General features: G+C 69.5%; 25 protein-coding genes. 12 read left to right on the top strand and 13 right to left on the bottom strand.

Going from position 1 to position 25,403, the window contains the following annotated elements:
- Nucleotides 1-27 precede the first annotated feature (27 nt).
- The 8 genes from LXT13_RS27315 to LXT13_RS27350 form a co-directional block, all read right to left on the bottom strand.
- Nucleotides 28-1,656, bottom strand: a complete 1,629-nt coding sequence (locus LXT13_RS27315; protein ID WP_233375522.1) for a peptide chain release factor 3 — start codon at nt 1,654-1,656, stop codon at nt 28-30.
- Between the two features lie 56 nt (nt 1,657-1,712).
- Nucleotides 1,713-2,405 (bottom strand): LytR/AlgR family response regulator transcription factor, encoded by a 693-nt coding sequence (locus LXT13_RS27320; protein ID WP_233375524.1) that lies wholly within the window; start codon nt 2,403-2,405, stop codon nt 1,713-1,715.
- Nucleotides 2,402-3,418: a sensor histidine kinase gene (locus LXT13_RS27325; protein ID WP_233375527.1), complete on the bottom strand. Its 1,017-nt coding sequence runs from the start codon at nt 3,416-3,418 to the stop codon at nt 2,402-2,404. Before LXT13_RS27325 ends, LXT13_RS27320 begins: the two co-directional genes overlap by 4 nt.
- Nucleotides 3,415-3,987, bottom strand: coding sequence for a hypothetical protein (locus LXT13_RS27330; protein ID WP_233375529.1), 573 nt, complete (start codon nt 3,985-3,987; stop codon nt 3,415-3,417). Before LXT13_RS27330 ends, LXT13_RS27325 begins: the two co-directional genes overlap by 4 nt.
- Nucleotides 3,988-4,108: 121 nt before the next feature.
- Nucleotides 4,109-4,723 carry a type 1 glutamine amidotransferase family protein gene (locus LXT13_RS27335; protein WP_233375530.1) on the bottom strand — a complete coding sequence of 205 codons (615 nt, stop codon included), beginning with the start codon at nt 4,721-4,723 and terminating at the stop codon, nt 4,109-4,111.
- Between the two features lie 7 nt (nt 4,724-4,730).
- Nucleotides 4,731-5,225, bottom strand: a complete 495-nt coding sequence (locus tag LXT13_RS27340) for a Dps family protein (protein ID WP_233375532.1) — start codon at nt 5,223-5,225, stop codon at nt 4,731-4,733.
- Between the two features lie 39 nt (nt 5,226-5,264).
- Nucleotides 5,265-5,405 carry a hypothetical protein gene (locus tag LXT13_RS27345; RefSeq protein ID WP_233375533.1) on the bottom strand — a complete coding sequence of 47 codons (141 nt, stop codon included), beginning with the start codon at nt 5,403-5,405 and terminating at the stop codon, nt 5,265-5,267.
- 93 nt (nt 5,406-5,498) lie between these two features.
- On the bottom strand, nt 5,499-6,419 hold the full coding sequence (locus LXT13_RS27350) for a hydrogen peroxide-inducible genes activator (RefSeq protein ID WP_233375534.1): 921 nt from the start codon (nt 6,417-6,419) through the stop codon (nt 5,499-5,501).
- An 87-nt stretch (nt 6,420-6,506) separates the two neighbouring features.
- Here LXT13_RS27350 and panB point away from each other — a divergent pair, with 87 nt between their 5' ends.
- Complete coding sequence (panB, locus tag LXT13_RS27355) at nt 6,507-7,313, top strand: 3-methyl-2-oxobutanoate hydroxymethyltransferase (RefSeq protein ID WP_233375535.1); 807 nt, start codon at nt 6,507-6,509, stop codon at nt 7,311-7,313.
- Nucleotides 7,314-7,318: 5 nt separating this feature from the next.
- Nucleotides 7,319-8,155 (top strand): pantoate--beta-alanine ligase, encoded by an 837-nt coding sequence (gene panC, locus LXT13_RS27360; RefSeq protein ID WP_233375536.1) that lies wholly within the window; start codon nt 7,319-7,321, stop codon nt 8,153-8,155.
- Here the strand turns inward: panC and LXT13_RS27365 are convergent.
- Nucleotides 8,148-8,990 carry an FKBP-type peptidyl-prolyl cis-trans isomerase gene (locus LXT13_RS27365; protein ID WP_233375537.1) on the bottom strand — a complete coding sequence of 281 codons (843 nt, stop codon included), beginning with the start codon at nt 8,988-8,990 and terminating at the stop codon, nt 8,148-8,150. The two genes, panC and LXT13_RS27365, sit on opposite strands and share 8 nt — an antisense overlap.
- 137 nt (nt 8,991-9,127) lie before the next feature.
- On the opposite strand from LXT13_RS27365, the gene LXT13_RS27370 reads away from it, so the two are divergent.
- The 7 genes from LXT13_RS27370 to LXT13_RS27400 all read left to right on the top strand — a co-directional run bounded on the left by LXT13_RS27370 (nt 9,128) and on the right by LXT13_RS27400 (nt 14,821).
- A complete protein-coding gene (locus LXT13_RS27370) occupies nt 9,128-9,850 on the top strand; it encodes a peptidylprolyl isomerase (RefSeq protein ID WP_233375538.1) in 723 nt (240 codons plus the stop codon).
- 120 nt (nt 9,851-9,970) lie between these two features.
- Complete coding sequence (locus LXT13_RS27375; protein ID WP_233375541.1) at nt 9,971-10,870, top strand: alpha/beta fold hydrolase; 900 nt, start codon at nt 9,971-9,973, stop codon at nt 10,868-10,870.
- Between the two features lie 27 nt (nt 10,871-10,897).
- Nucleotides 10,898-11,944, top strand: a complete 1,047-nt coding sequence (locus LXT13_RS27380) for a sensor histidine kinase (protein WP_233375543.1) — start codon at nt 10,898-10,900, stop codon at nt 11,942-11,944.
- A complete protein-coding gene (locus tag LXT13_RS27385; protein WP_233375545.1) occupies nt 11,941-12,660 on the top strand; it encodes a LytR/AlgR family response regulator transcription factor in 720 nt (239 codons plus the stop codon). The genes LXT13_RS27380 and LXT13_RS27385 overlap by 4 nt, the downstream gene beginning before the upstream one ends.
- Nucleotides 12,661-12,672: 12 nt before the next feature.
- Entirely contained in the window at nt 12,673-13,794 is a 1,122-nt protein-coding gene (locus LXT13_RS27390) for a 6-phosphofructokinase (RefSeq protein WP_233375547.1), read from the top strand.
- Nucleotides 13,795-13,909: 115 nt separating this feature from the next.
- Nucleotides 13,910-14,101 (top strand): hypothetical protein, encoded by a 192-nt coding sequence (locus LXT13_RS27395; protein ID WP_233375548.1) that lies wholly within the window; start codon nt 13,910-13,912, stop codon nt 14,099-14,101.
- 393 nt (nt 14,102-14,494) lie between these two features.
- On the top strand, nt 14,495-14,821 hold the full coding sequence (locus LXT13_RS27400) for a sensor histidine kinase (protein WP_233375550.1): 327 nt from the start codon (nt 14,495-14,497) through the stop codon (nt 14,819-14,821).
- A 15-nt stretch (nt 14,822-14,836) separates the two neighbouring features.
- Here LXT13_RS27400 and LXT13_RS27405 read toward each other — a convergent pair whose 3' ends face one another.
- Genes LXT13_RS27405 through LXT13_RS27420 form a run of 4 tightly spaced genes read right to left on the bottom strand, consistent with a single transcriptional unit; the run spans nt 14,837 to nt 18,245 of the window.
- Complete coding sequence (locus LXT13_RS27405; RefSeq protein WP_233375551.1) at nt 14,837-15,352, bottom strand: DUF3237 domain-containing protein; 516 nt, start codon at nt 15,350-15,352, stop codon at nt 14,837-14,839.
- A gap of 37 nt (nt 15,353-15,389) precedes the next feature.
- Nucleotides 15,390-17,462 (bottom strand): ATP-dependent DNA helicase RecG, encoded by a 2,073-nt coding sequence (recG, locus tag LXT13_RS27410; protein ID WP_233375552.1) that lies wholly within the window; start codon nt 17,460-17,462, stop codon nt 15,390-15,392.
- Nucleotides 17,463-17,484: 22 nt separating this feature from the next.
- Nucleotides 17,485-17,853: a hypothetical protein gene (locus LXT13_RS27415; RefSeq protein WP_233375554.1), complete on the bottom strand. Its 369-nt coding sequence runs from the start codon at nt 17,851-17,853 to the stop codon at nt 17,485-17,487.
- Between the two features lie 20 nt (nt 17,854-17,873).
- A complete protein-coding gene (locus LXT13_RS27420) occupies nt 17,874-18,245 on the bottom strand; it encodes a TraR/DksA family transcriptional regulator (RefSeq protein ID WP_233375555.1) in 372 nt (123 codons plus the stop codon).
- 135 nt (nt 18,246-18,380) lie between these two features.
- Between LXT13_RS27420 and queA the strand changes: the two genes are divergently transcribed.
- The 3 genes from queA to LXT13_RS28735 all read left to right on the top strand — a co-directional run.
- Nucleotides 18,381-19,448, top strand: a complete 1,068-nt coding sequence (gene queA, locus LXT13_RS27425) for a tRNA preQ1(34) S-adenosylmethionine ribosyltransferase-isomerase QueA (protein ID WP_233375557.1) — start codon at nt 18,381-18,383, stop codon at nt 19,446-19,448.
- Nucleotides 19,442-20,569: a tRNA guanosine(34) transglycosylase Tgt gene (tgt, locus tag LXT13_RS27430; protein ID WP_233375559.1), complete on the top strand. Its 1,128-nt coding sequence runs from the start codon at nt 19,442-19,444 to the stop codon at nt 20,567-20,569. The genes queA and tgt overlap by 7 nt, the downstream gene beginning before the upstream one ends.
- Before the next feature lie 217 nt (nt 20,570-20,786).
- Nucleotides 20,787-25,403: calcium-binding protein (locus tag LXT13_RS28735; protein ID WP_304622831.1), on the top strand; the 4,617-nt coding region annotated here is incomplete at its 3' end.

A 25,403-nucleotide genomic window follows, 5' to 3' on the forward strand; every position in this document is an offset into this window, starting at 1 on the left:
CCGCGCCAAGCCGGCCCGCGGGCGGTCCTACCCCTCCAGCCGCTGCTGGAACACCAGCCCCGCGTGCTCGCGTAGTGCGTGGAATCTGATCTTGGGCCAGTTGCTCTCGATGGCGCGCAGCTCGGGCGCGTACTCCACCAGCACCGTCGGCGCGTCGACGGCGTCGTAGGCCATGCGGTGGTCGTTGGCGTCGATGAAGCGCTTGAGTTCCTGCGGGTCGTCGCACGTCACCCAGCGTGCCACCTGGAAGCGGCTGCCGGTGATGCGGGCCTTGACGCCGTACTCGTGCTCCAGCCGGTGCGCGACGACCTCGAACTGCAGCTGGCCCACGGCGCCCAGCAGCAGCACGCTACCGGCGATGGGGCGGAACACCTGGATGGCGCCCTCCTCGCCCAGCTGCTGCAGACCGGCCTTGAGCTGCTTGGTCTTCAGCGGGTCAGCCACTTCAACGCTGCGGAACATCTCGGGCGCGAAGAACGGCAGGCCGGTGTATTGCAGCGCCTCGCCTTCGGTGATGGTGTCGCCCAGCTGCAGCACGCCGTGGTTGGGGATGCCGATGATGTCGCCGGCGAAGGCCTCGTCCAGAAGCTCGCGCTTCTGGCTCATGAAGGTGACCACCGTGTTGGGCCGCAGGCCCTTGCCGGAGCGCACGACCTTCAGGTTCATGCCGCGCTCGAAACGGCCCGACGCCACGCGCACGAAGGCGATGCGGTCACGGTGCGCCGGGTCCATGTTGGCCTGGATCTTGAACACGACGCCCGTGAACTTCGGCTCCTCCGGCTGCACGGTGCGCTGCATGGCAACGCGCGCATCCGGCGCGGGCGCCAGTTCGACGAGCGCGTCCAGCACCTCCTGCACGCCGAAGTTGTTGACGGCAGAGCCGAAGAACATCGGCGTCTGCCGGCCGGCCAGGAAGTCGTCGTGGTTGAACTCGGGCGCGGCGTCGCGCACCAGTTCGATCTCGCCCTGCGCGCTGTCGTACTGCATGCCGAAGCGCTCGGCGTAGGCCGGGTTGTCCAGGCCCTCCAGCACCTCCTCCGTGCCGGCCACACGGTCCTCGCCCGGCGCGAAGACACGCATGCGCTGCTGGCGCAGGTCCATGACGCCGTGGAAGGCCTTGCCCATGCCGACCGGCCACGTGAACGGCACGACCGTCATGCCCAGCTCGCGCTCGATCTCGTCCATCAGCGCCAGCGGCTCCTGCACCTCGCGGTCCATCTTGTTGACGAAGGTCAGGATGGGCGTGTTGCGGGCGCGGCAGACCTGCAGCAAGCGGCGCGTCTGCGGCTCGACGCCGTTGGCGGCGTCGATGACCATCAGCGCCGCGTCCACGGCGGTCAGCACGCGGTAGGTGTCTTCGGAGAAGTCCTGGTGGCCCGGGGTGTCCAGCAGGTTGATGACGCAGTCGCGGTATTCCATCTGCATGACGGAGGACGCCACGGAGATGCCACGCTGCTTCTCGATCTCCATCCAGTCCGATGTCGCATGCCGCGAGGCCTTGCGCGCCTTCACCGAGCCGGCGATCTGGATCGCGCCGGAGAACAGCAGCAGCTTTTCCGTCAGCGTGGTCTTGCCGGCGTCGGGGTGGCTGATGATGGCGAAGGTGCGGCGGCGGCGGACTTCCGTCTCGATGCGGCTGGCGGTGGGTTCGGACATGGCGGCTCGTCTGGGCTAACCAGTGATTATCCGTGGCCGTCCGGCGCGAGCCGGCGCTACATGCCCTTGAACCGCCCTCGGTGCGCCCGGCTCACCGGCAACGGCTGGGCGAGCCCGCGCAGCTGCACCCACAGCTCGCCGTCGTCACGCCGCTCGATGCGCTCGATGGCCCGCGCGTTGACGACCGAGCCGCGGTGGATCTGCCAGAACAGCTGCGGGTCCAGCTGCGGCAGCAGCTCGCTCATCGACAGGCGCAACAGCAGCTGTTCGCCGCCCTGGCTCAGCGCCCGCGTGTGGCGCAGCTCCGAGCGCAACGCGGCGAGCTGGTCGACCGCCAGCAGCTTCATCGTGTTGCCCGTCCACGCCTGCAGGAAGCGCAGGTCCGATCGCGCCGGCGCGCTGGCCTGCAGTCGCTGCACGGTGGCGGCCAGGCGCGCCGGCGTGACCGGCTTGTGCAGATAGTCCACCGCCGCATGCTCGAAGGCCGCCAGCGCGTGCTCGGCGTGGGCCGTGACGAAGACCAGCCGCGTGCCCGGCGGCGCCAGCTGCGCGACGCCCAAGCCGTCGATGCCGGGCATGCGGATGTCGAGGAAGGCGATGTCCGGCCGCAACGCGTCCAGCAGCCGGCGCGCCTCGGTGCCGTTGCGGGCGCGGCCGACGATCTCCAGCGCCGGCCAGGCTTCGGCCAGCAGCTGCGCCAGCTCCTCCAGCAGCTGGGGTTCGTCGTCGGCGAGCAGGGCGGTGGTCATGCGGGCAGCGAGAGCGTGGCTTCGGTGAAGCCGTCGGCGCCGGTGGCCAAGGCCAGGCTGGCGCGATCGCCATGCAGGGCCTGCAGGCGCTGGCGCAGGTTGGTCAGCGCCAGGCCGTGGCCGGACGGCGGCTGCTCCTTCAACGGGCAACCGCTGTTGATGACGCGCAGCAGCAGCCGGCCGTCGACGCGCTCGGCGCGCACCCACACCTGGCCGCCCGGCTCGCTGGGCTCAATGCCATGCTGGATGGCGTTCTCCACCAGCGGCTGCAACATCAGCGGCGGCAGCGGCAGGTCGTGCAGCGCGGCGTCCACATCCACCCGGTAGCTCAGCCGCTCGCCCAGCCGCATCGCCATGATGGCCAGGTAGTGTTCGACGAGCTGACACTCCTGGCCCAGCGTCGCGTCCTCGTGCTGGCGCAAGCGCTCCAGCGCGGTTTCCAACAGGCCACTAACGGCGTCCAGCAGCGGCAGCGCACGCTCGGAGCCCTGGCGTACGAAGCTGCGCAGCGTGGCCAGCGTATTGAACAGGAAGTGCGGCTCGATCTGCGCCTGCAGCTGCTGCAGCTCGGCCCTCAACAGCGCCCGCTCCTGCTCCACGCGACGCAGCGCGCGCAGCCGGCGCAGGCCCTGGAGCAGAGGCAGGCACAGCAACAGCGCACCGAAGATGGCGTGCAACCAGCCGCGGATCAGGCGCTCCTCCGTGTTCATGGCCAGCGGCGTCAGCGCTTGCTCCACAGCCCAGCCCAGCGCAGCGCCCGAGGCCACCGCTATCGGCAGGCCGATGCTCTGCGGCCAACGGCGCGCCAGCAGGCCGGCCAGGCCGTCGCTGACCGCGTGGCCGACCCACAGGCCCAGCGACAGCGCCCAGGCCGGGTGGTGACGCCAGAGCGGCGCCGCCAGCGCAAACACCAGCGTCCCCGCCAGCAGTGGCGCGGGGCGGTGCCAACCCAGGCCCTCCTCGCGGGCAGCCTGGGCCAGGTCGTCACGCAACGATGCGGCAGTCCGGCTCAAGGCGGCGTCATGCTGTTGGGCCGTGTGGGCAGCACCTGGATGGGCCCCTGGCCGGTGACGGGCGTGCCGGCGGGCACGACCTCCAGGTTGAAGGCCGTGGCCTGCAGCTGGCCGCCGCCCGTCAGCAAGAAGCCGAAGCTCAGCGTCGTCGCGTCGGCTGGGATGTCCAGCACGACCTGGGCGGGCTGCCACGCGAAGCTGCCGCGCAGCGGCCGATCGTTCATGTTGTCGAACGCCGTGCCGACGCGCTGACCGCTGTCGGCGCGCATCCACAGGCCGCCCCAGGATGCGACCTGGTTACCGCTCACCTGGGCGGTCAGGCGCACGCGCTTGCCGGCATAGTCGGCCGCACCGATCTGCTGCATTAGCGTGGAGAAGCCGTCGCTGCCTGGCTTGCAGTCGAGGCTGAAGACCTTGGGGCTGGGGGCCCCGCTGACAGGCAAGACACCGCCCTCGCAGGTCTTGGCCGGTCCGGTCTGCAGCCAGCCGTCGGGCAGATTGGCCGGCTTGGCCAGTGCGGTCGCCAGCACGCCGACACCAATGGCGGCGACAAGGGCTGTGGCTTTCATGGATCTATCTCCCGTGACGGACACGAATCGGTCCGCACGCAGAGTAGGCAGCCGTGCCCCTGGGCGCCGCGCGATGGGGCGAACGGTCGCTGGCCGGGCAGCAGCCGTGCAAAACCCGACATCAGCCGGCCGCCGGTTCCGGCAGGAACTGCGCCACCACGGCCATCACGCGGTCCACGTAGGCGTCCTTCTCGCCCACCGGCGCGGCGTAGTGCAGCGCGCCGCGCGCCGCGTCCCGGCCGGCACGCACGGACATCGCCCACGCCGCGAGGTATTGCGAGGCCAGGCAGCCGCCGGCCGTCGCGATGGGGCCGCGGGCGTGGAAGGGTTCTTCCACGACACGCACGCCGGCTTCCACGACCCAAGGCTTGGTGATGGAGTCGGTGCAGGCGGGCATGTCCGCCAGCAGGCCCAGCCGCGCCATCAGCAGCGTGCCAGAGCACTGGCCGCCGATGAGCTGGCGCAGCGGGTCGAGCTGCAGGCGGTCCAGCAGCGTGCCGTCGGCAGCAATGGCACGCGTGTGGATGCCGCTGCCGAACAGCACGATGTCGGCGTCGTTCGCGAACTCCAGCGGCTGCTGCGCCGTCACGGTGACGCCGTTCATCGACGTCACCTGCGCGCTGGGGCTGGTGATCTCAGCGCGCCAGCCCAGGTGACCGAGCCGGTTGATGAGCCCCAGCGCGATGAAGCTGTCCAGCTCGTTGAAGCCGTCGAAGGTGAGGACGGCGACCTTCACGGCCACCTCAGTCCTCCAGCAAGCTCCGGAGCATCCATGCGGTCTGTTCATGCACGGTGATGCGCTGCGTCAGCAGGTCGGCGGTCGGCTCGTCGCTGGCCTTCTCTACGGTCGGGAACAGCTGGCGCGCCGTGCGGGCCACGGCCTCGTGGCCTTCCTTCAGGATGCGGACCATCTCCAGCGCCTTGGGCGGCGTGGCGGGCGCGTCGGGCAGGCCGCTGAGCTTGGCGAACTGCGCATAGCTGCCCGGCGCGGCATGGCCCAGCGATCGGATGCGCTCGGCGACGGGGTCCACGGCGTTCCACAGCTCGGTGTACTGGGCCATGAACATCGCATGCAGGCTGTTGAACATCGGCCCAGTGACGTTCCAGTGGAAGTTGTGCGTGGTCAGGTACAGCGTGTAGGTCTCGGCAAGCAGCTTGGACAGGCCGGCGACGATGGCGGCGCGATCCTTGTCGCTGATGCCGATGCTGATGGAAGGGGCGGCAGGCTTCTTGGCCATGGGGGGGCTCCGGTGAGATGACGCAGCTAGCCTAACGGATCAATGTGAGACCCGCAGCGTGTGCAGCAACCCGGTCAGCATGACGAGGCTGCCGCTGGAGAACACCAGCCAGCCGAGGCCGCGCTGGAGTTGGCGGGCCGGGGCGCGGGAACTCGCAGTGGCGTGGGGATGATGACGCATGAGGGTCTCCTGAGGCATGGCGTCATGCTAGGGGGAACCCACCCGGTCGTGGGTTGATTGCCTCAACCCCCGCGATAGCCAAAATCTCGACGCCTACGACAGCCGCGTCACGCCATCCAGCTCGCAGGCGTAGATGGCATTGCGCAGCGCGGCAATGGCTTCGTAGCGCGTGAAGCTGCGCCGCCACGCCAGCACGACTCGACGCGTGGGCACCGGCTCGCTGAACGGGACGAACGTGAGATGAGGTGACGGCTCTCGCGGCACCGACAGCCGCGGCACCACCGTCACGCCCATGCCGGAGGCGACCATGTGCTTGATCGTCTCCAGCGAGGAGCCCTCGAAGCTGCGGCGGATGCCTTCCGCGTCGCTGGAGAAGCGTGCGAACTCGGGGCAGACCTCCAGCACATGGTCGCGGAAGCAGTGGCCCGTGCCGAGCAACAGCATCGTCTCGCGCTTGAGTTCCTCGGCCGAGATACTGTCGCGTGTGGCCAGCGCATGGGACGACGGCAGCGCGACGACGAAGGGCTCGTCGTACAGCGGCGCGGTGGCCAGGCCCGTGTCGGGGAAGGGCTCGGCCATGATGGCGCAGTCCAGCTCGCCGGTGCGCAGCATCTCCAACAGCTTGACGGTGAAGTTCTCCTGCAGCATCAGCGGCATCTGCGGATGGCGCTCGATGGCCTGCTTGACCAGCTCGGGCAACAGGTAGGGCCCGATCGTGTAGATGATGCCCAGACGCAATGCGCCGGCCAGCGGGTCCTTGCCGCGCTTGGCAATCTCCTTGATGGCGCCGGCCTGGTCCAGCACGGACTGCGCCTGACGCACGATCTCCTCGCCCAGCGGCGTCACCGTCACCTCGCTGCCACCGCGCTCGAAGATTTTGACGTCCAGCTCCTCCTCCAGCTTCTTGATCGCAACGGACAGCGTGGGCTGCGAGACGAAGCAGGCCTCGGCCGCGCGGCCGAAATGGCGCTCGCGGGCGACGGCGACGATGTAGCGCAACTCGGTCAGGGTCATGGGCAGGAGGAACGTCTCGGCAAGGTCCCGAACGCTACACTGCCGCCGCCCCACGAGGGATCACAGGGTTTATACGGAGACGCCGCCATGGATGAACGCAAGGCCACGACGCTTCCGCGGCTCGCGCAGATGCATGCCCGCGGCGAGAAGATCGCGATGCTGACCTGCTACGACGCAGCCTTCGCGAGCCTGCTGGACGAGGCGGGCGTGGACATGCTGCTGATCGGCGATTCGCTCGGCAACGTGCTGCAGGGCCGCGGCTCAACCGCACCGGTCAGCCTGGACGACATGGTCTACCACACCACCTGCGTGCGCCGCGGCGTGAAGTGGGCCTTCGTCGTGGCCGACCTGCCCTTCGACAGCTATCACGCATCCAGGGAAGAGGCCTGGAAGAGCTCGGCCGCGCTGGTGAAGGCCGGCGCCCACATGGTCAAGCTCGAAGGTGGCGGCTGGACGGCCGAGACGGTGCGCTTCATCAGCGAGCGCGGCATCCCTGTCTGCTGCCACCTCGGCTTCACGCCGCAGACGGTCACGTCGCTGGGCGGCTTCCGCGTGCAGGGCCGCGACGAGGCCGGCGCCGCGCGCATGAAGCGCGAGTCGCAGGAGCTGATCGACGCCGGCGCCGCGATGCTGCTCTACGAGATGGTGCCGGCTGCGCTGGCCGCCGAGATCACGGCGGCGTCGCCCGTGCCGGTCATCGGCATCGGCGCCGGCGTCGGCACGTCGGGCCAGGTGCTGGTGCTGCACGACATGCTCAACATCACGCCGGGCAAAAAGCCCCGCTTCGTCAAGGACTTCATGACCGGCAAGGATTCAGTCAAGGCAGCGATCCAGGGCTATGTCACCGAGGTGAAGGCCAGGACCTTCCCTGTCGACGCGGTCCACGGGTTCTGAACACGATGCAAGTCCTCCACACCATTGCCGAACTGCGCGACGCGCTGGCCCTACACCGCGAGCGCGGCTTCGTGCCCACGATGGGCAACCTGCACGACGGCCATCTGGCGCTCGTGAAACAGGCGCGCGAGCTGGTTGGCCCGGCGGGCGCCGTCGTCGCCAGCATCTTCGTGAACCGGCTGCAGTTCGCGCCGCACGAGGACTTCGACACCTACCCGCGCACGCTGGCGCGTGACTGCGAGTTGCTCGAAGGCGCCGGCTGCGACATCGTCTTTGCGCCGTCAGAAAAGGAGCTGTACCCCGAGCCGCAGGGCTACAAGGTCACGCCGCCGGCCGAGCTGGGCGACATCCTTGAAGGCCACTTCCGCCCCGGCTTCTTCACGGGGGTCTGCACCGTCGTGCACAAGCTGTTCAACATCGTGCAGCCCACGGTGGCCGTGTTCGGCAAGAAGGACTACCAGCAACTGATGGTGCTGCGCCGCATGGTGGCGCAGATGGCGCTGCCCATCGAGGTGTATGGCGGCGAGACGCGCCGCAGCGCCGAGGGCCTGGCGCTGTCATCGCGCAACGGCTACCTCAGCGAGGCCGAGAAGGTGGAGGCGCTGCGCCTGTCTCGCACGCTGAAGGCGCTGATCGCCCGCTGGCAGGCCGGCGAGCGCGACGTGGCCGCGCTGGAGCGGGACGCGATGCAGGCGTTGCGCGACGCAGGCTGGGCGCCGGACTACGTCACGCTGCGCCGACAGCATGACCTCGGCCAGGCCGTGGACGGCCAGCCGCTCGTCGCGCTGGCCGCCGCGCGGCTGGGCACCACGCGGCTCATCGACAACGTCGAGGTCAGTTGACGGCGGTCACTTCGACATCGAAGACGAGCGCCGCGCCGCCCGGGATGCCGTTGTAGCCGGCGCTGCCATAGCCCTGCGCAGCGGGAATGGTGATCGTGCGCTTGCCACCCACCTGCATGCCCTGGATGCCAGTGTCGAAGCCGGCGATGGTGCCCCCGGCACCGAGCTTGAACGTGAGCGCCGCCTTGCCGACATTGCTGTCGAACTGAGTGCCTTTGGTGGTGCCAACGCGTTCGTCGTACAGCCAGCCGGTGTACGTGACCGAAACAGTCTTGCCGGCACTGGCGACTGCACCCGCACCGACGAGGGTATCCACCGTCTTCAGCTGGGTGACTTTCAACCACCCATTGGGATCCACGGCGAGCAGCTCGATGTCAAACACGAGCGCCGCGTTGGCAGGGATCACGCCATCGCTGGTCCCGGTGCTGCCGTAGCCGAGGCCGGCAGGCACCGTCACGGTCCGCTTGCCGCCGACCTTCATCCCCTGGATGCCCTGGTCGAAACCCTTGAGCGGATTGCCCGTGCCGAGCAACACGTAAAACGGCGCGGCTCCGACGTTGGTGCCGAACTGAGTGCCCTTCGAGTTGGCGTTACGGACGTCGTAGACCCAACCCGTGTAAGCCACCGTCACCGGCTTGCCGGTATCAGCCGTTGCGCCGGAGCCGACCACGGTGTCCGCGGTCTTCAACCCGGTCACGGCGTTCCAGCCGTTAGGGTCGCTGGTGGGCGGCGTGCCCGAGCCGCCGTCGCCACCACCGCCGCCGCAGGCGGCAAGACCAAGGCTGGCGCTCAGGGCGAGCAGGAGGGAGAGACGACGGGTGCGGACGACGGTCATGGGGCTGGACGACAGAGGTTGAACTAGGACGCCGTTCGTGGCGGCGCGCGGACTATAGAGCGACAGGCGTAAATGCTTGTAAGCCGCGTCAACAACGCCTGCCCTGCCCCGTTGAGCGAGCAACGACGGAGATGCCCATGCGCCTGCTGACGACACGTTTCACCGGCCTCGTGCTGACACTGGCCACGGCCTCGCTGCTGGCCGCCTGCGGCGGCGGCGTGGGAGTGGAGGTGGGCTATGACGACCATGGCGGCAGCGGCGGCGGAGGCAGCACGACACCCTACCCGCGCCCCAACCCGAACCCCAACCCGCCGACGCTGTCGTGCAGCGCCGCCGGCCTCGCGGCCTCCGCCGCGTCGCAATGGGGCACGGTCTGCATGCTGACGAGCAGCGGCGAGATCGTCGTGGAGTTGTACGACAGTTACGCGCCGCAAACCGTCGCCAACTTCTATAAGTACGTGGCCGCGGGCTTCTACACGAACACGCTGATCCACCGCGTTGACCGCGACTTCGTCGTGCAGGGCGGCGGCTACACGAGCGGCATGGTGGCCAAGACGCCGCTGTACGCGCCGATCAAGCTGGAGAGCAACAACGGCCTGTCCAACCTGCGCGGCACGCTCGCGATGGCCCGCCGCAACGATGCCGACTCGGCAACGAGCCAGTTCTTCTTCAACGTGGTGGACAACACGTCGCTGGACTACCAGAACGCCGCCAACCCCGGCTACGCGGTCTTCGGCCGCATCATTTCGGGCCTGAACACGCTGGACGCCCTCAACGTCGTGCCCACCTACACCTACAGCCCGACCGACATCGAGCCGCGCACCGAGGTACTGGTGTACTGGGCGCAGCGGCTCAAGTAGCGCCGCTCGCCCCGGCGACCCGCCATTCGTCCGCCCGGCCGGCCGCTCGTCATCCGCGGCGAGGCGAGCCGCGCGACCGGCAGCAACATGCGCTCCATCGCAACCTCGCTGGAGCCTCACATGTCACGATGCAGCCGTTCCTGGATGGGCCTTTTCGGTGCCGCGGTGGGTATCGCCACCGCCCTCTACGTCAGCAGTTGCCAGGCCGCGCCGGTCGCCTTCCATGAACTGCAGGTCGAGGTGGTGGGCACCGGTCGCCCGGTGCTGATGATCCCGGGCCTCAACAGTGCCGCCAGCACGTGGACCGACACCTGCGCCGCGCTGCAGCCGACAGTGCAGTGCCACATCGTGCAGCTGCCCGGCTTCGCGGGTGCGCCGGCCGCGCCGACCGATGCCTTCCTAGACGGCATGCGCGACCGACTGCTGGCCTACGTCGACGAGCGCAAGCTCGACAAGCCCGCCGTCATGGGCCACAGCCTGGGAGGCGCACTGGCGCTGAAGATGGCCGCCGAACAGCCCAGCCGCATCGACCGTCTCGTCATCGTCGATGCCCTGCCCTTCTTCGCCGGCCTGCGCGGCATGACGCCCGAAGCCGCCAAGGGTGCAGCCGCGGCAATGCGCCAGCAGATGCTGAACTCGACGAAAGAGCAATGGGAGGCCGGCGCCCGTCAGGGCGCGATGGGGATGAGCCGCACGCCGGCCAACAACGAGCGAGTAATGGGCTGGAGCCTGGCGAGCGACCGCACGACAACCGCGCAGGCGATGTCGGAGCTGTGGGGCGAGGACCTGCGCCCGCTGCTGCCACGCATTACCGCTCCGACGCTGGTGCTCGGCGCCTGGGCCGCCTACGAGCCGATGGGGGCGACGCTCGACAGCACGCGGAAGATCTTCGAAGGCCAGTACGCCGGCCTCAACGGCGTGAAGGTGGTCATGAGCCCGCGCGGCTACCACTTCCTGATGTGGGACGATGCCGACTGGCTGATCGGCGAGGTGAAGAGCTTCCTGGCGGCCGCCAGGTAAGCCAGGCAAACCGGGGAGAACCAACGGATGACGACGGGCCGGCGCACAGCGCTGCAGGCGATGGTGTGGAGCGGCTATGTCGCCATCTCGCTCGGCATGCTGGCGAGTTACCAGCCCGTCAGCGGCCCCTTCGTCTTCGTCATGGCTGCACTCGGCGCATTGCTGTGGGGCGCCACCGAGGGCCTGCGCGCCGTGGCGTTGCGCCGGGCCTGGCTGGACGGCAGCACGCGGCTTTTGCTGTTGCGGCTGGCGCTGTGGCCGCCGCTGATGGCGCTGGCTGTGCAGGCCGCGCTCTACGCACTCAACACGGCCGGCATCGCGCTGGGCCTGCTCAGCTTCCCCGCCAGCATGCCGCGGGGCTGGGGCGTGCTGCTGGGCTACACGGCCAACACGGCGATCATGCTGTGGCTGTGGATGTCCGTCTGGCTGGGCGTGCAGACGCTCAACCGCTGGCGGCTGGGCGAGATCGCCAAGTGGCGGGCCGAGACGGCCGCGCGTGAGCTGGAGCTGCAGGTGCTGCGCGCGCAGATCAACCCGCATTTCCTGTTCAACGCGCTGAACAACCTGCGCGCCCTCATCAACGAGGACCCGGCGCGTGCGCGCGAGATGCTCAGCCGCCTGTCCAACACGCTGCGCCACACCTTGCAACACAGCGCCAAGGAACGCGTGCCGCTGGCCGACGAGCTGGCCGTCGTGCGCGACTACGTGGCGCTGGAGCAGCTGCACCACGAGGAACGGCTGCGCGTGGCCTGGCAGGTCGACCCTGCCACCCAAGGCACCAGCGTGCCGCCCATGCTGCTGCAGCTGCTGGTGGAGAACGCCATCAAGCACGGCGTGGCGCGCACGCCCGGCGGCGGCGTCGTGGACATCCGCATCGCCCGCGCAGGTGACCGGCTGCGCATCGCAGTCGACAACCCCGGCCATTGGAAGCCCGAGCCCGGCGCGCCGACCAGCACGGGCCTGGGCCTCGGGCACCTGCGCGAGCGCCTGGCCCGCGCCGGTGGCAAGGGGGCCGACTGCCGCATCGACGCGGCGGACGGCCGCGTGACGGTCAGCGTGGAAATGGCGGCATGAGGATCTTCATCGTCGAGGATTCGCGGCTGGCCCGCCAGGAGCTGCGCACGCTACTCGCCGCCATCCCGGACGCCGACGTGGTGGGCGAGGCGGCCGAGCTGGCACCGGCGCGAGAGGCCATCGACACGCTGACGCCCGAACTGCTGCTGCTGGACGTGGAGCTGCCCGGCGCGACAGGCTTCGACCTGCTGGACCAGCTGGAGCACCTGCCGCTGGTCGTCTTCACGACCGCCTACGACCAGCACGCGCTGGCCGCCTTCGAGCGCAACGCGCTGGACTACCTGCTCAAGCCCATCGACCCGGAGCGGCTGGAGGCGGCGCTGGCCAAGGCTCGCGCGCGGCTGCGGCCGCCGCCATCGGCGCAGCCGGCCGCCGCGCTGAAGGGCGCGGACGACATGGTCTTCCTGCGCGACGGCGAGCGCTGCTGGTTCGTGCGGCTGGGCGACATCGCCGGCTTCGAGGCCTGCGGCAACTACGCACAGGCCTGGTTCGACGGCCAGCGGCCGTTGATCAACCGCACACTGACGAGCCTGGAAGAGCGGCTAGACCCGCAGCTGTTCTTCCGCGCCAGCCGCAGCCACCTCGTCAACCTGCGCTGGGTGCAGGCCATCCAGCCGTGGAGCAACGACGGCTACCGCGTGACGCTGCGCGATGGCCACCAGGTCGAGGTGTCGCGGCGGCAGGCCAAGCTGCTGCGCGAGAAGCTGGAGCTGTAGGAGACTGGCGCCATGACCACGACGACCGCCCCGATCCGCCGCATCGCCATCACCACCGGAGGCGGCGACGCCCCGGGGCTGAACGCCGTCATCCAGGCCGTCACGCGCGCGGCGCTGCAGCGCGGCTGGCGCTGCATCGGCATCCGCGACGGCTACGACGGCCTGCTGAGGCCGGAGCGCTATCGGCCGTACGAGGGCTGCATCGAACTGATGGCCGAGCGAGTGGACGGCGTCGCCGCCCTCGGCGGCACGCTGCTGGGCTCCACCAACAAGGGCAACCCCTTCGCCTACCCCACGCCGCAAGCCGACGGCAGCCTGGCGCTGACCGACAGATCGCAAGACCTGCTGGATGCGCTGGCCCGCGAGCAGGTGGATGCGCTGGTGGCCGTCGGCGGCGACGGCTCGCTGGCCATCGCGCACCAGCTCGCGCAGCGAGGCCTGCGTGTCGTCGGCGTGCCCAAGACCATCGACAACGACCTCGACGGCACGGTCATGACCTTCGGTTTCGACACGGCCGTGGCCTTCGCCACCGAGTGCATCGACCGGCTGCACACGACCGCCGCCAGCCATCACCGCGTCATCGCCGTGGAGGTGATGGGCCGCTACGCCGGCTGGATCGCGCTGCATGCAGGGCTGGCCGGCGGCGCGCACGCCATCCTGCTGCCCGAGGTGGCGTTCGACCTGGCGCCGGTGGCGGCGCTGATCGCCCGACGCGAGGCGCAGGGCCAAGCCTATTCCATCGTCGTCGTCGCCGAGGGCGCCTGCCCGCGGGACGGCGCGCGGGCGCTGTGTGCGCCGGCCGAGGTGGGCCACGCCGAGCGTCTGGGTGGCATGGGCGAGCAGGTCAGCCAGGCGCTGGCCCGGCTCACCGGCAAGGACACGCGCTGCGTCGTGCTGGGCCACCTGCTGCGCGGCGGCAGCCCGACGGCGTTCGACCGCGTCGCGGCGCTGCGCTTCGGCGCGGCGGCCGTGCGAGCGCTGGCCGACGGACAGCACGGCATCATGGTCGCGCTGGATGGCCGCGACGTGCGGCCCGTGCCGCTGGCCGACGTGGCCGGCCGCATGAAGGCCGTACCGGTGGACTGCGACACCCTATCCACCGCCCGCGACCTCGGCGTCTGCCTGGGCGTCTGAACCCCCGCCGGCTGCGGCCTGGCCCCGCCAACGTGCAGCTCGTCGCAGCACGCGCGACGCCGGCCGGCCGAGCGCCTACGCTGTGGACCTCTCCAACTCCGACAACGACAACGCCATGACCCGTCTCGCCTCCCTCTGCATCGCCGTCGCCGCCACCGCCGGGCTCAGCGCCTGCGTCTTCGCGCCGCCGTCCTCCGCCATCCCGGCCGATACCAGCACCATCACCAAGATCGGTGAACAGGCCGTCATCACCTGCGGCGCGGGCAATGTGAAGGAAGTGAACGCGAAGAGCTTCACCTGCAAGTGACGGCGGGGTGGCCCTCGAAGGCCGCCACGCCGGTACCGCGTCCGCCGCGGCGGCTCCGAGCGGGCTGGCAAGGTCGGAGAAGCGGTCGATGTCCAGCACAGCCCTGCTCGCGCACGAGCTGCGCAACCCGCTCGTGCCGAGCCGGCCGCACGGCCGACGCGGCGCTGGGCCACTGCTTCGACGTCATGGAACGCCAGCTGGACCTTCTGCAACGCATGGTCGACGACCTGGCGATGTGAGCACGGCCGGCGGGCACCGTCGACCTCGTGACCCGCAGCCGTGTGGACCTGGCCGACATCGCGCAGGCCTGCTTCGAGATCTGCACGCCGCTCGGTCATGCCCGGCAGCTGAGCCTGTCGCTCGATGTGGCGCCCGGCTCCAATGCCGTCCGTCATGGTCGACGTCGACCGGTTGACGCAGCTGCTGGTGAACCTGCTGGGCAACGCCTTCAAGTTCACGCCGCCGCATGGCCACGTGACGCTGCGTGTGTGGCGCGACGGCGGCCATGAGCGGTTGCAGGTTGCCGACACGGGCATCGGCAACCCGGCGTCGCAGCTGGAGCGGGTGTTCGAGCCGTTCTACACGGGCGCCGGTTCGGGCGGCATGGGCCTGGGTCTCGCGGTCGTGCGCCAGGTGGCCGCGGCGCACGGCGGCTGGGTGCGCGCCGAGAGCGCCGGGCTCAACGCTGGCGCGACATTCACGGTCGAGCTGCCGGCATGAAATACGGCCGACCGCTCAGCGCAGGCGGAAGAAGCGCAGCCGCACCGCCGCTTCGTACCCCTCCGGAGCGGGGCCCAGCGTGCCGACGAAGCGGCCCTCGCCCAGCCACTGGTGCGGCCCGAGCGGTACGTCGAAATCGGCCACGGTCTTTACGTCATAGCTGCCATCGGCCTGCTTGAACAGCGTGCCGCGGTTGCGCACGTGGATGATGGTGCCGTCGTCGGCGCGGATCATGTAGCTGGCATCCAACTCGATATGGCCGTCGGGCCGCACCAACTGCCAGTCCCAGCCGCCGGGCAGAACGCGGCCCTGGATCCTGGGCCCCTTGAACTCGCCGCCGGTGATGGGCACGTACTGCCGGTGCCCCTGAGACGTGCGGCCGACCTGCACGGTGGGCGCAAGCGTCACGATCTCCTCGAACACGAACTCGGCCTGCGGACCGGACGGCGGCGCGGCGGTGTCGGCGGCCTGCAGCGCCGCGCCCGGCAGCAGTGCCAGCAGCAACAGGGCGAGTGAGCGTTTCAGCAGCATGATTGCGTAGGTGGTGAGCGGATGAAGGGCGGGCCCGTCACGCCTTCAGGAACTCGGCCTTGGTGCCGAGCCAGCGCGAAACCTGGCGCCTGGCGGCCTCGGGGTGTTCATCCAGCAGCCGCGGGGCCAGCTGGCGGGCGGCGACGAGCAGCGGCGCGTCCTCCTGCAGATCCGCAAAGCGCAGCAGCTCGGCGCCGCTCTGGCGAGAACCCATGAACTCGCCGGGGCCGCGGATGTCGAGATCGCGGCGCGCGATCTCGAAGCCGTCGGTCGTCTCGGCCATGGCCTTCAGGCGCGCCTTGCCGGTCTCGGACAGCGGCGGCGTGTAGATCAGTACGCAGACGCTCGCCTTCGCACCCCGGCCCACGCGGCCACGCAGCTGGTGCAGCTGAGCGAGGCCGAAGCGCTCCGCATGCTCGATGACCATCAGGCTGGCGTTCGGCACGTCCACGCCCACCTCGATGACCGTGGTGGCCACCAGCACGCTCATCTGGCCGCCGGAAAACTGCGCCATGACGGCGGCCTTCTCGGCCGGCGCCATGCGGCCGTGCAGCAGGCCTACGCTGGTGCCGGGCAGCGCGGCGCTCAGCTCGGCATGCGTCTCCGTGGCGTTGCGCAGGTCCACGGCCTCGGATTCCTCGACGAGAGGACAGACCCAGTAGACCTGCGCGCCATCGGTCACGGCGCCGCGGATCTTGTCCACGATGTCATCGCGCTTGGCCGCGGTGAACAGCTTGGTGACGATGGGGCTGCGGCCGGGCGGCAGCTCGTCGATGGTGGAGACGTCGAGGTCGGCGAAATAGGTCATCGCCAAGGTCCGGGGAATCGGCGTCGCACTCATCATCAGCAGGTGCGGCTCCAGATCCATCGCTTTCAACTTGTTCCGCAGAGCCAGCCGCTGCGCCACGCCGAAGCGGTGCTGCTCGTCGATGACCGCCAGCCCAAGCTTGGCGAACTTGACCTTGTCCTCGATGACGGCATGCGTGCCGACGACGAGCTGCGCGTCGCCCGACGCCGCCGCGTCCAGCATCTTCTGCCGCGCCTTGCCTTTCACGCTGCCGGTGATCCACGCCACCTGCAGCCCCAGAGGCTGCAGCCAGCCGATTAGCTTGCGGAAGTGCTGCTCGGCCAGGATCTCCGTCGGCGCCATCAGCGCGCATTGCCAGCCGGCATCGATGGCCACAGCCGCGGCGAGTGCGGCGACCACCGTCTTGCCGGAGCCCACGTCGCCCTGCAGCAGCCGGTGCATCGGCTGGGGCCGGGCCAGGTCTTGCGCGATTTCCTCGGACACGCGCTGCTGCGCAGCGGTCAGCTGGAAGGGCAGCGCGGCCAGCAGCTTCTCGTGCAGCCCACCGGGCCGCGCGCGCAGCGCCGGCGCCACCAGCAGCGCCCGCTCGCGCTGGGCCTGAAGCTGCGACAGCTGCTGGGCCAGCAACTCCTCGAACTTGAGTCGGTCCCACGCCGGGTGGTGGTGCTCCTGCAGCGCCTGCAACGACGCGCTGGGCGGCGGGTGGTGCAGGTAGTGGAGCGCGTCCTTCAGCGACGGCAAGCCGCGCGGCACGACGCCGGGGGGCAGCAGCTCGCGCAGGTCGGCCCGCGCCAGGCCCGAGGCGACGGCCTTGCGCAAATAGGCCTGCGGCAGCTGGGCCGAGGTCGGGTAGACGGGGGTCAGGCTCTGCGCGAGTGGCGTGTCGTCATCGACGACCTTGACGACCGGGTGCACCATCTCGCGGCCGAAGAAGCCCACCCGCGCCTCGCCGCGCACGCGCAGCCGCGTCGCGGCGGACATCTGCTTCTGCTGCGACGGGTAGAAGTGCAGGAAGCGCAGCAGCAGCGTGCCGGTGTCGTCTTTCAGCCGCACGAGCAGCTGGCGCCGGCTGCGCAACTCCACCTGGCAGTCGACGACGACACCCTCCACCTGCGCCGCCTCGCCCTCGCGAAGCGCGCCGATGGGCGTCAGCCGCGTTTCGTCCTCGTAGCGCAGCGGCAGGTGCAGCGCGAGGTCGATGTCACGCACGAGGCCGAGCTTCTCCATCGCCTTCTGGGGCGCGGATTTTGTCGGCTTGGGGGCCGTGGCAGCGGCGGCAGAGGCCTCGGGCATGGCCCGCATTGTGCGGGCGCCGCGGCGCCGCTCAGGTGGGCGTGGGGACGCCGGCCATGCGGTCGTAAGAGACGAAGAACTGGCGCGCCAGCGCCAGCAGTTGGCCCTGGCTCAGCGGCGCGGCCGGCCGGTAGTCGGCGATGTGCGGCGCAAGCTTGGGCCGATGCGCCTCGACATAGTGCTTCAGCTGGTGGATGACGACGTGCGAGCCGGTCACAAGCACTTCGGGCGTGTCCTGCACGGCCTGGCAGACGGCCTCGAACAACGCATGCTCGGGGTGATCGGCATGACCGTGGCTGCGCCGGTCGTGCGGCTCAATACGGGCGGCGTGCACCTGGTGCTCATCAAAATGCAGCACCTCCGCGTGGTGGTGGTCGAGGTGGATGACGGCGTGGAACATGGTCTTCTCCTGGAAGGGAATCAACGGGTCGCCTCGGCGGCGGTCTGGCAGTCGAAGCAGCGCAGCGTCTGTGGCTGGCGTTGCAGGCGATCGAACGGGATGGCGGCGGCGCAGTCGACGCAGCGGCCATAGCCTGGCAGCTTGAGTCGCGTCAGCGCATCGTCCAGCGCCTCCAGCTCGGCGAGGAGGTGGCGGTCGCGCGTTTGGTCCAGCTCGCGATCGGCCTCGTGCTCGCGCAGCTCGCGCGGGTCGTCGGCGACGAGCGCCGCCGCGTGCGCGACGCGGTCGGCACCGCCGCGCTGGGCCTGCAGCGCGCTCTGCACGCGCTCGCGCGCCAGGCGCAGCTCGGTCTCGAGCAGGGCGTGTTGTCCGGGGGTGAGGGCTGTGCTCATGGAGAACCTCCTGAAACCCATGCTCCCACCGCGCCCCGGCTGCGACCTTGCGTTGCATCAAGAAGAGCCGGCTTGGCCGGCCGAGCGAGAATGGCGGCTCCTTTGGTACGGGTCTGTCCGGCCCTCAAACGCGTCATGCATCCTCCCGCCACGCCGGCCTACACGGTCGCCGACTTCGATTTCGACCTCCCCCCCGAGCTGATCGCCCAGCATCCCGCGGCCGAGCGCAGTGCGTCCCGGCTGCTGGACGCGACCGACGTCGCGCCGGTGGACCGCGTGTTCCGCGAGCTGCCCGGCCTGCTGCAGCCGGGCGATCTGCTCGTCTTCAACAACACGCGCGTCATCAAGGCCAGGCTCTACGGGATCAAATCCACCGGCGGCTCAGTCGAGGCACTCGTCGAGCGCGTACTGCCTGGCACGCACGAGGTGTGGATGCACCTGCGCGCCAGCAAAAGCCCCAAGCCGGGCAGCCGCGTGCGGTTCGCCAACGCCTTTGACGCCGAGGTGCTGGGCCGCTGCGGGCCGGATGGCGGTCTCTTCCATCTGCGCTTCGCCGGCGACCCGCTCGCGTTGCTGGAAGCCCACGGCCACGTGCCGCTGCCGCCCTACATCGAGCATGCCGACGATGCGGACGACGAGCGCCGCTACCAGACCGTCTTCGCCCAGGAGCCCGGTGCCGTCGCCGCGCCCACGGCGGCGCTGCACTTCGACGCCGCGCTGCTCGCCGAGCTGGCCGGGCGCGGCGTGCAACAGGCGCATGTGACGCTGCATGTGGGCGCCGGCACCTTCCAGCCGGTGCGCGTCGAGCGCCTGACCGAGCACAAGATGCACAGCGAATGGTTCGACGTGCCGACCGCCACGGTGGATGCCATCACCGCCTGCCGCGCCCGCGGCGGCCACGTCGTCGCCGTCGGCACGACGACGCTGCGTGCGCTGGAGTCGGCCGCGGTGTCGGGGATGCTGCAGGCCGGCGCGCGCGAGACGGACATCTTCATCACGCCCGGCTTCGAGTTCCGCGTCGTCGACCGGCTCGTCACCAACTTCCACCTGCCCAGGAGCACGCTGATGATGCTGGTCAGCGCGTTCGCGGGCTACGACCGCATCATGACGCTGTACCGCCATGCCATCGCGCGGCGCTACCGCTTCTTCAGCTATGGCGACGCCATGCTGCTGCAACGCCAGACGGGTTCCACCTCATGCTGACTTTTGACCTCCTCAAGACCGAAGGCCGCGCCCGCCGCGGCACGCTGACGCTCAACCACGGCGTCGTGCAGACGCCCATCTTCATGCCGGTGGGTACCTACGGCACGGTCAAGGGCGTCACGCCGCGATCGCTGACCGAGATGGGCGCGCAGATCATCCTCGGCAACACCTTCCACCTGTGGATGCGGCCTGGACTGGACGTGGTGACGCAGTTCGGCGGCCTGCACCGCTTCGAGAGCTGGAACAAGCCCATCCTGACCGACTCCGGCGGCTTCCAGGTCTGGAGCCTGGGGGCGATGCGCAAGATCAGCGAGGAAGGCGTCAAGTTCGCATCGCCGGTCAACGGCGACAAGCTGCTGCTGACGCCCGAGGTCAGCATGCAGATCCAGACGGTGCTCAACAGCGACATCGTCATGCAGTTCGACGAATGCACGCCGTACGAGACCAAGGGCGTGCTGACGACGGAGCGCGAGGCGCGCTCGTCGATGGAGCTGAGCCTTCGCTGGGCCAGGCGCTGCATCGCCGAGTTCGGCCGGCTGCAGAACCCCAACGCGCTGTTCGGCATCGTGCAGGGCGGCATGTATACGAACCTGCGCGACGCGTCGCTGGCCGGGCTCGTCGAGCTGGACCTGCCGGGCTATGCGATCGGCGGGCTGTCGGTGGGCGAGCCCAAGGCCGAGATGCAGCGCGTGCTGGAGCACACGGGCCACCAGCTGCCGGCGAACAAGCCGCGCTACCTGATGGGCGTGGGCACGCCAGAAGACCTGGTGGAAGGGGTCAGCCAGGGCATCGACATGTTCGACTGCGTGATGCCCACGCGCAATGCGCGCAACGGTCACCTGTTCACCCGCTTCGGCGACCTGCGGCTTCGCAATGCCCGCTACAAGGCCGACGAATCTCCGGTGGACCCGACCTGCACGTGCGAATGCTGCCGCGGCTTCAGCCGCGCCTACCTGCACCACCTGGACCGCTGCGGCGAGATGCTGGGCCCGATGCTGACCAGCATTCACAACCTGCACTACTACCTGGCGCTGATGCAGGAGATCCGAGACGCTCTGGACGCCGGCCGCTTCGACGCCTGGCGCCGGCAGTTCGCGGCGGACCGCGCCCGCGGCATTTAACGACTGCTTACGATTTCATCGCGGCGGTCCCAGGAACTAGGGACCGGCCCGTTCGGGCAGCGCTGTCGCCCCCACGTTTGCAGGTGAAGCAACGTAAATCCGTCACGGTCGGCCGCCCAGAATCGCGCCTCCGCTCCCTGGGTAGGCGCGTCGTTTGCCAGACGTAACTGGTTGAAACACCCGGGGTTCGGAACGTCGAACTTCCGAGGTTTCTGCCATGTCGATCAAGTCCTTGCGCGCCCGTGCGGCGGCTGCCCTGCGTCGTGCTTCCAAGAACGCCGCCACCCGCGTCGAGCCCCGCAAGGCGGAACCCTGGAAGATCGAGACGCTGGAGCCGAAGCTGCTGCTTTCGGCCGATGCGCTGCCGGCCGTGCACCTGCTGGCGACCACCGGGACCGACGCAAAGGCGCCCAAGGTCTACACCTTTGAGCGTGGCGAAGGCGCTGCCTGGGTGGACGCGCGCACCGCTGGCGACGAGACGCCGGGGCTGCTGCAACTGGGCGCCGGCATCACGCCCAGCGACCTCGCCGTGCGCCGCATCGTCAACGACGCCAGCGGCGAGGCCGATGCGCTGGAAGTGGCGCTGCTGGGTACCGCGGACCGTGTGCAGATCCGTGGCTTCTTCACCGCCGACAACCCGGTGCAGGGCGTGGCCTTCGCAAATGGCGCGCGGTGGAACGCGGAGGAGCTCGCCAGCCTCGTCGAGACCACGCCGCAGCGACGCGCGCTGGCGGTCAGCACCACGGCTGCCGCCAACGACGCCACGACCTTCGACGCGACCGCAGAGTTCAACACCACAACCAACCCCGATGGCGTCTGGAGCTACGGCTACTCGCCGCTCGGCGGCGCCGGCTACGCACTGACGCTGTTCGACCAGCCCACCGGCACGGCCTGGAACAAGGCCGGCTACGTGACGCTCGGCACGCCGGCCATCTGGCGTAACACGGGGGCGAGCGCGCAGTACGGCGTCGCCGCCGGTCAGCTCGCGCTGCACCCCGGGCCGACCCCCAACGGCGACTACGCTGTGCTGCGCTTCACGGCGCCGACCGAGGGGCTGTACACGCCGACCGGCCAGTTCTTCGCCGGCGACAGCGGTTCGATGAACGGCAGCGTCGTGCTCAACGGCAAGCTCGCGCAGCCGTTGCAGTCCTTCTCCAGCACCACCGATGCGTCGGTGTTCTCGGTCTCGCCGCTGCACCTGTCCGCGGGCGACACGCTGGACTTCGTTGTCGGCAACAACGGCAGCTTCTACAGCGGCAACACGCCGCTGTCCGTCGTCGTGCAGCGCACGGCCGTCATCGCGCCGTCCGCCGGGAACAACCTCTACCTGTTCGGCCGAGGCGACGGCCCGACGACGGTGCCGGCCTACTCGGACCCCAACCTGGGCAAGGTCAACACGCTGCAGTTCAAGGCCGGCGTCTCGCCGGCGGACGTCAGCGTCGCGCGCGCACCGGACACGCAGGTCGGCGCGGACGTGGCGCTGTCGCTCACGATCAACGGCACCAGCGACGTCATCACGTTCAACGGCTTCCTGTTCGGCGGCACGCCGGCCAACGAGCTCAACGGCCTGCAGCAGGTCAGCTTCGCCGACGGCACTGTCTGGGACATCTCGCAGCTGCTCTTCATGCTGGGCATGGGCACGACGGGCAACGACAGCCTCAACGGCGGCACCGGCAACGACCTGCTCAACGGCGCGGCCGGCAACGACACGCTGAACGGCAACAACGGCAACGACACGCTCTACGGTGGCGCCGGCAATGATTCGCTGAACGGCGGCTACGGCAACGACATCCTCGACGGCGGTGCTGGCAACGACACGCTGCAGGACGGCTACGGAAGCGACACCATCCTCTTCGGCCGCGGTGATGGTCAGGACCGCGTCTACTTCGGCTACAACACCGGCGGCAACGTCAACACGCTGCAGTTCAAGGCCGGCGTCGCACCCGCCGACGTGATCGTCAAGCAGGCCTACGACAACTACTGGGGCGGCAACAACACCGCACTGGAGCTGAGCATTGCCGGCACGACCGACAAGATCACCTTCAACGGCTTCCGCCGCGCCGACAACCCCGCCGGCGACCCGTACAACACTTTGCAGCGTGTGCGCTTCGACGACGGCACCGAGTGGGACCTGGCCACGCTGATCGCCAAGAGCCAGGTGTTCACCGATGGCGACGACAACGTGCGCGGCACCATCGCCGACGACAGCTTCAGCGGCGGCCTCGGCAACGACGTCATCTCCGGCGCCGGCGGCAACGACGTCATCGACGGCGGCCCGGGCAACGACACGCTCAACGGCGACGACGGCGACGACCAGCTCACCGGCGGCAACGGCAACGACGCGATCAACGGCGGCAACGGCAACGACGTCCTCGCCGGCGACGACGGCAACGACAACCTCGATGGCGGCTACGGCAACGACACGCTGACCGGCGGCACGGGCGACGACTCGCTCAGCGGCAGCTATGGCGATGACATCCTCGACGGCGGTGCTGGCAACGACACGCTGCAGGACGGCTACGGAAGCGACACCATCCTCTTCGGCCGCGGTGATGGCCAAGACCGCGTCTACTTCGGCTACAACACCGGCGGCAACGTCAACACGCTGCAGTTCAAGGCCGGCGTCGCACCGGCCGACGTGATCGTCAGGCAGGCCTACGACAACTACTGGGGCGGCAACAACACTGCGCTGGAGCTGAGCATTGCCGGCACGACCGACAAGATCACCTTCAACGGCTTCCGCCGCGCGGACAACCCCGCCGGCGACCCGTACAACACTTTGCAGCGTGTGCGCTTCGACGACGGCACCGAGTGGGACCTGGCCACGCTGATCGCCAAGAGCCAGGTGTTCACCGATGGCGACGACAACGTGCGCGGCACCATCGCCGACGACAGCTTCAGCGGCGGCCTCGGCAACGACACCATCTCCGGCGCCGGCGGCAACGACGTCATCGACGGCGGCCCGGGCAACGACACGCTCAACGGCGACGACGGCGACGACCAGCTGACCGGCGGCAACGGCAACGACGCGATCAACGGCGGCAACGGCAACGACGTCCTCGCCGGCGACGACGGCAACGACAACCTCGATGGCGGCTACGGCAACGACACGCTGACCGGCGGCACGGGCGACGACTCGCTCAGCGGCAGCTATGGTGACGACATCCTCGACGGCGGTGCTGGCAACGACACGCTGCAGGACGGCTACGGAAGCGACACCATCCTCTTCGGCCGCGGTGATGGTCAGGACCGCGTCTACTTCGGCTACAACACCGGCGGCAACGTCAACACGCTGCAGTTCAAGGCCGGCGTCGCACCGGCCGACGTGATCGTCAGGCAGGCCTACGACAACTACTGGGGCGGCAACAACACTGCGCTGGAGCTGAGCATTGCCGGCACGACCGACAAGATCACCTTCAACGGCTTCATGCGCAGCGGCAACCCCGCAGGTGATACATACAACACGCTGCAGAAGGTGCGCTTCGCAGACGGCACCGAATGGACCATCGCCGACCTGCTGGCCCGGCTGATGGCGGGCACGACGGCCGATGACAACGTCGCCGGCACCATCGGCGCCGACGAGATGCACGGCGGCACGGGCAACGACACGCTGGCCGGCCGCGGTGGCGACGACACGCTGTACGGCGAAGAAGGCAACGACGCGCTGTATGGCGAGGACGGCAACGACACGCTGGTCGGCGGTGCCGGCGACGACCGGCTGGACGGCGGCAACGGCAACAACACCTTCGTGTTCGGCCGCGGCGACGGCCAGGACACCATCGCCTACGGCACCTACGACTACAGCGGCACGCGGCTGAACACGCTGCAGTTCCGCGCCGACGTGCTGCCCGGCGACGTCAGCGTGCGCCGTGTCTACGACAGCCAGAGCGGTGGCATCAACGGGCTGGAGTTTGCGATCGTCGGCACGAGCGACCGCATCACCGCCAACTACTTCTTCTATAGCGAGGATCCCGCGACCGGCTACAACCAGCTGCAGCAGGTCAAGTTCGCGGACGGCACGACCTGGAACATCGCCCAGCTCGTCACGCTGATGAACGCCGGCAGCTCGGCCAACGACGCGCTGCGCGGCACCAACGGTGTGGACGTGATGACCGGCGGGCGCGGCAACGACAGCCTGGAAGGCCGTGGCGGCAACGACCAGCTGTCCGGCGGTGACGGCAATGACGCGCTCTACGGCGAAGACGGCAACGACACGCTGGACGGCGGCACCGGCAACGACTGGCTCGACGGCGGCAACGGCAACAACACCTTCCTGTTCGGCCGTGGCGACGGCCAGGACACCATCGCCTACGGCACCTACGACTACAGCGGCACGCGGCTGAACACACTGCAGTTCAAGGCGGGCGTGGCCCCCACCGACGTGACCGTGCGTCGCGTCACCGGCAACCAGGGCAGCGGCAACGAGGCCGTGGAGTTCGCCATCGCCGGTACCGAGGACCGCATCACCGCCAACTACTTCTTCTACAGCGACAACCCCGGCACCGGCTACAACCAGCTGCAGCAGGTGCGCTTCGATGACGGCACGGTGTGGAACATCGGCGCCATCCTCACCGCCCTCGGCCAGGGCACCGCCAGCGAGGACACGCTGCGCGGCACCAGCGGTGCCGACACCCTCAACGGCAACGGGGGCAGCGACTCGCTGTCCGGCGCGGCCGGCGACGACCGCCTCAACGGCGGCGACGGCTTCGATGCGCTCTACGGCGAAGACGGCAACGACACGCTGGACGGCGGCACCGGCAACGACTGGCTCGACGGCGGCAACGGCAACAACACCTTCCTGTTCGGCCGTGGCGACGGCCAGGACACCATCGCC

This window comes from Pelomonas cellulosilytica, assembly GCF_021353265.1.
Lineage (GTDB): Bacteria > Pseudomonadota > Gammaproteobacteria > Burkholderiales > Burkholderiaceae_C > Pelomonas > Pelomonas cellulosilytica.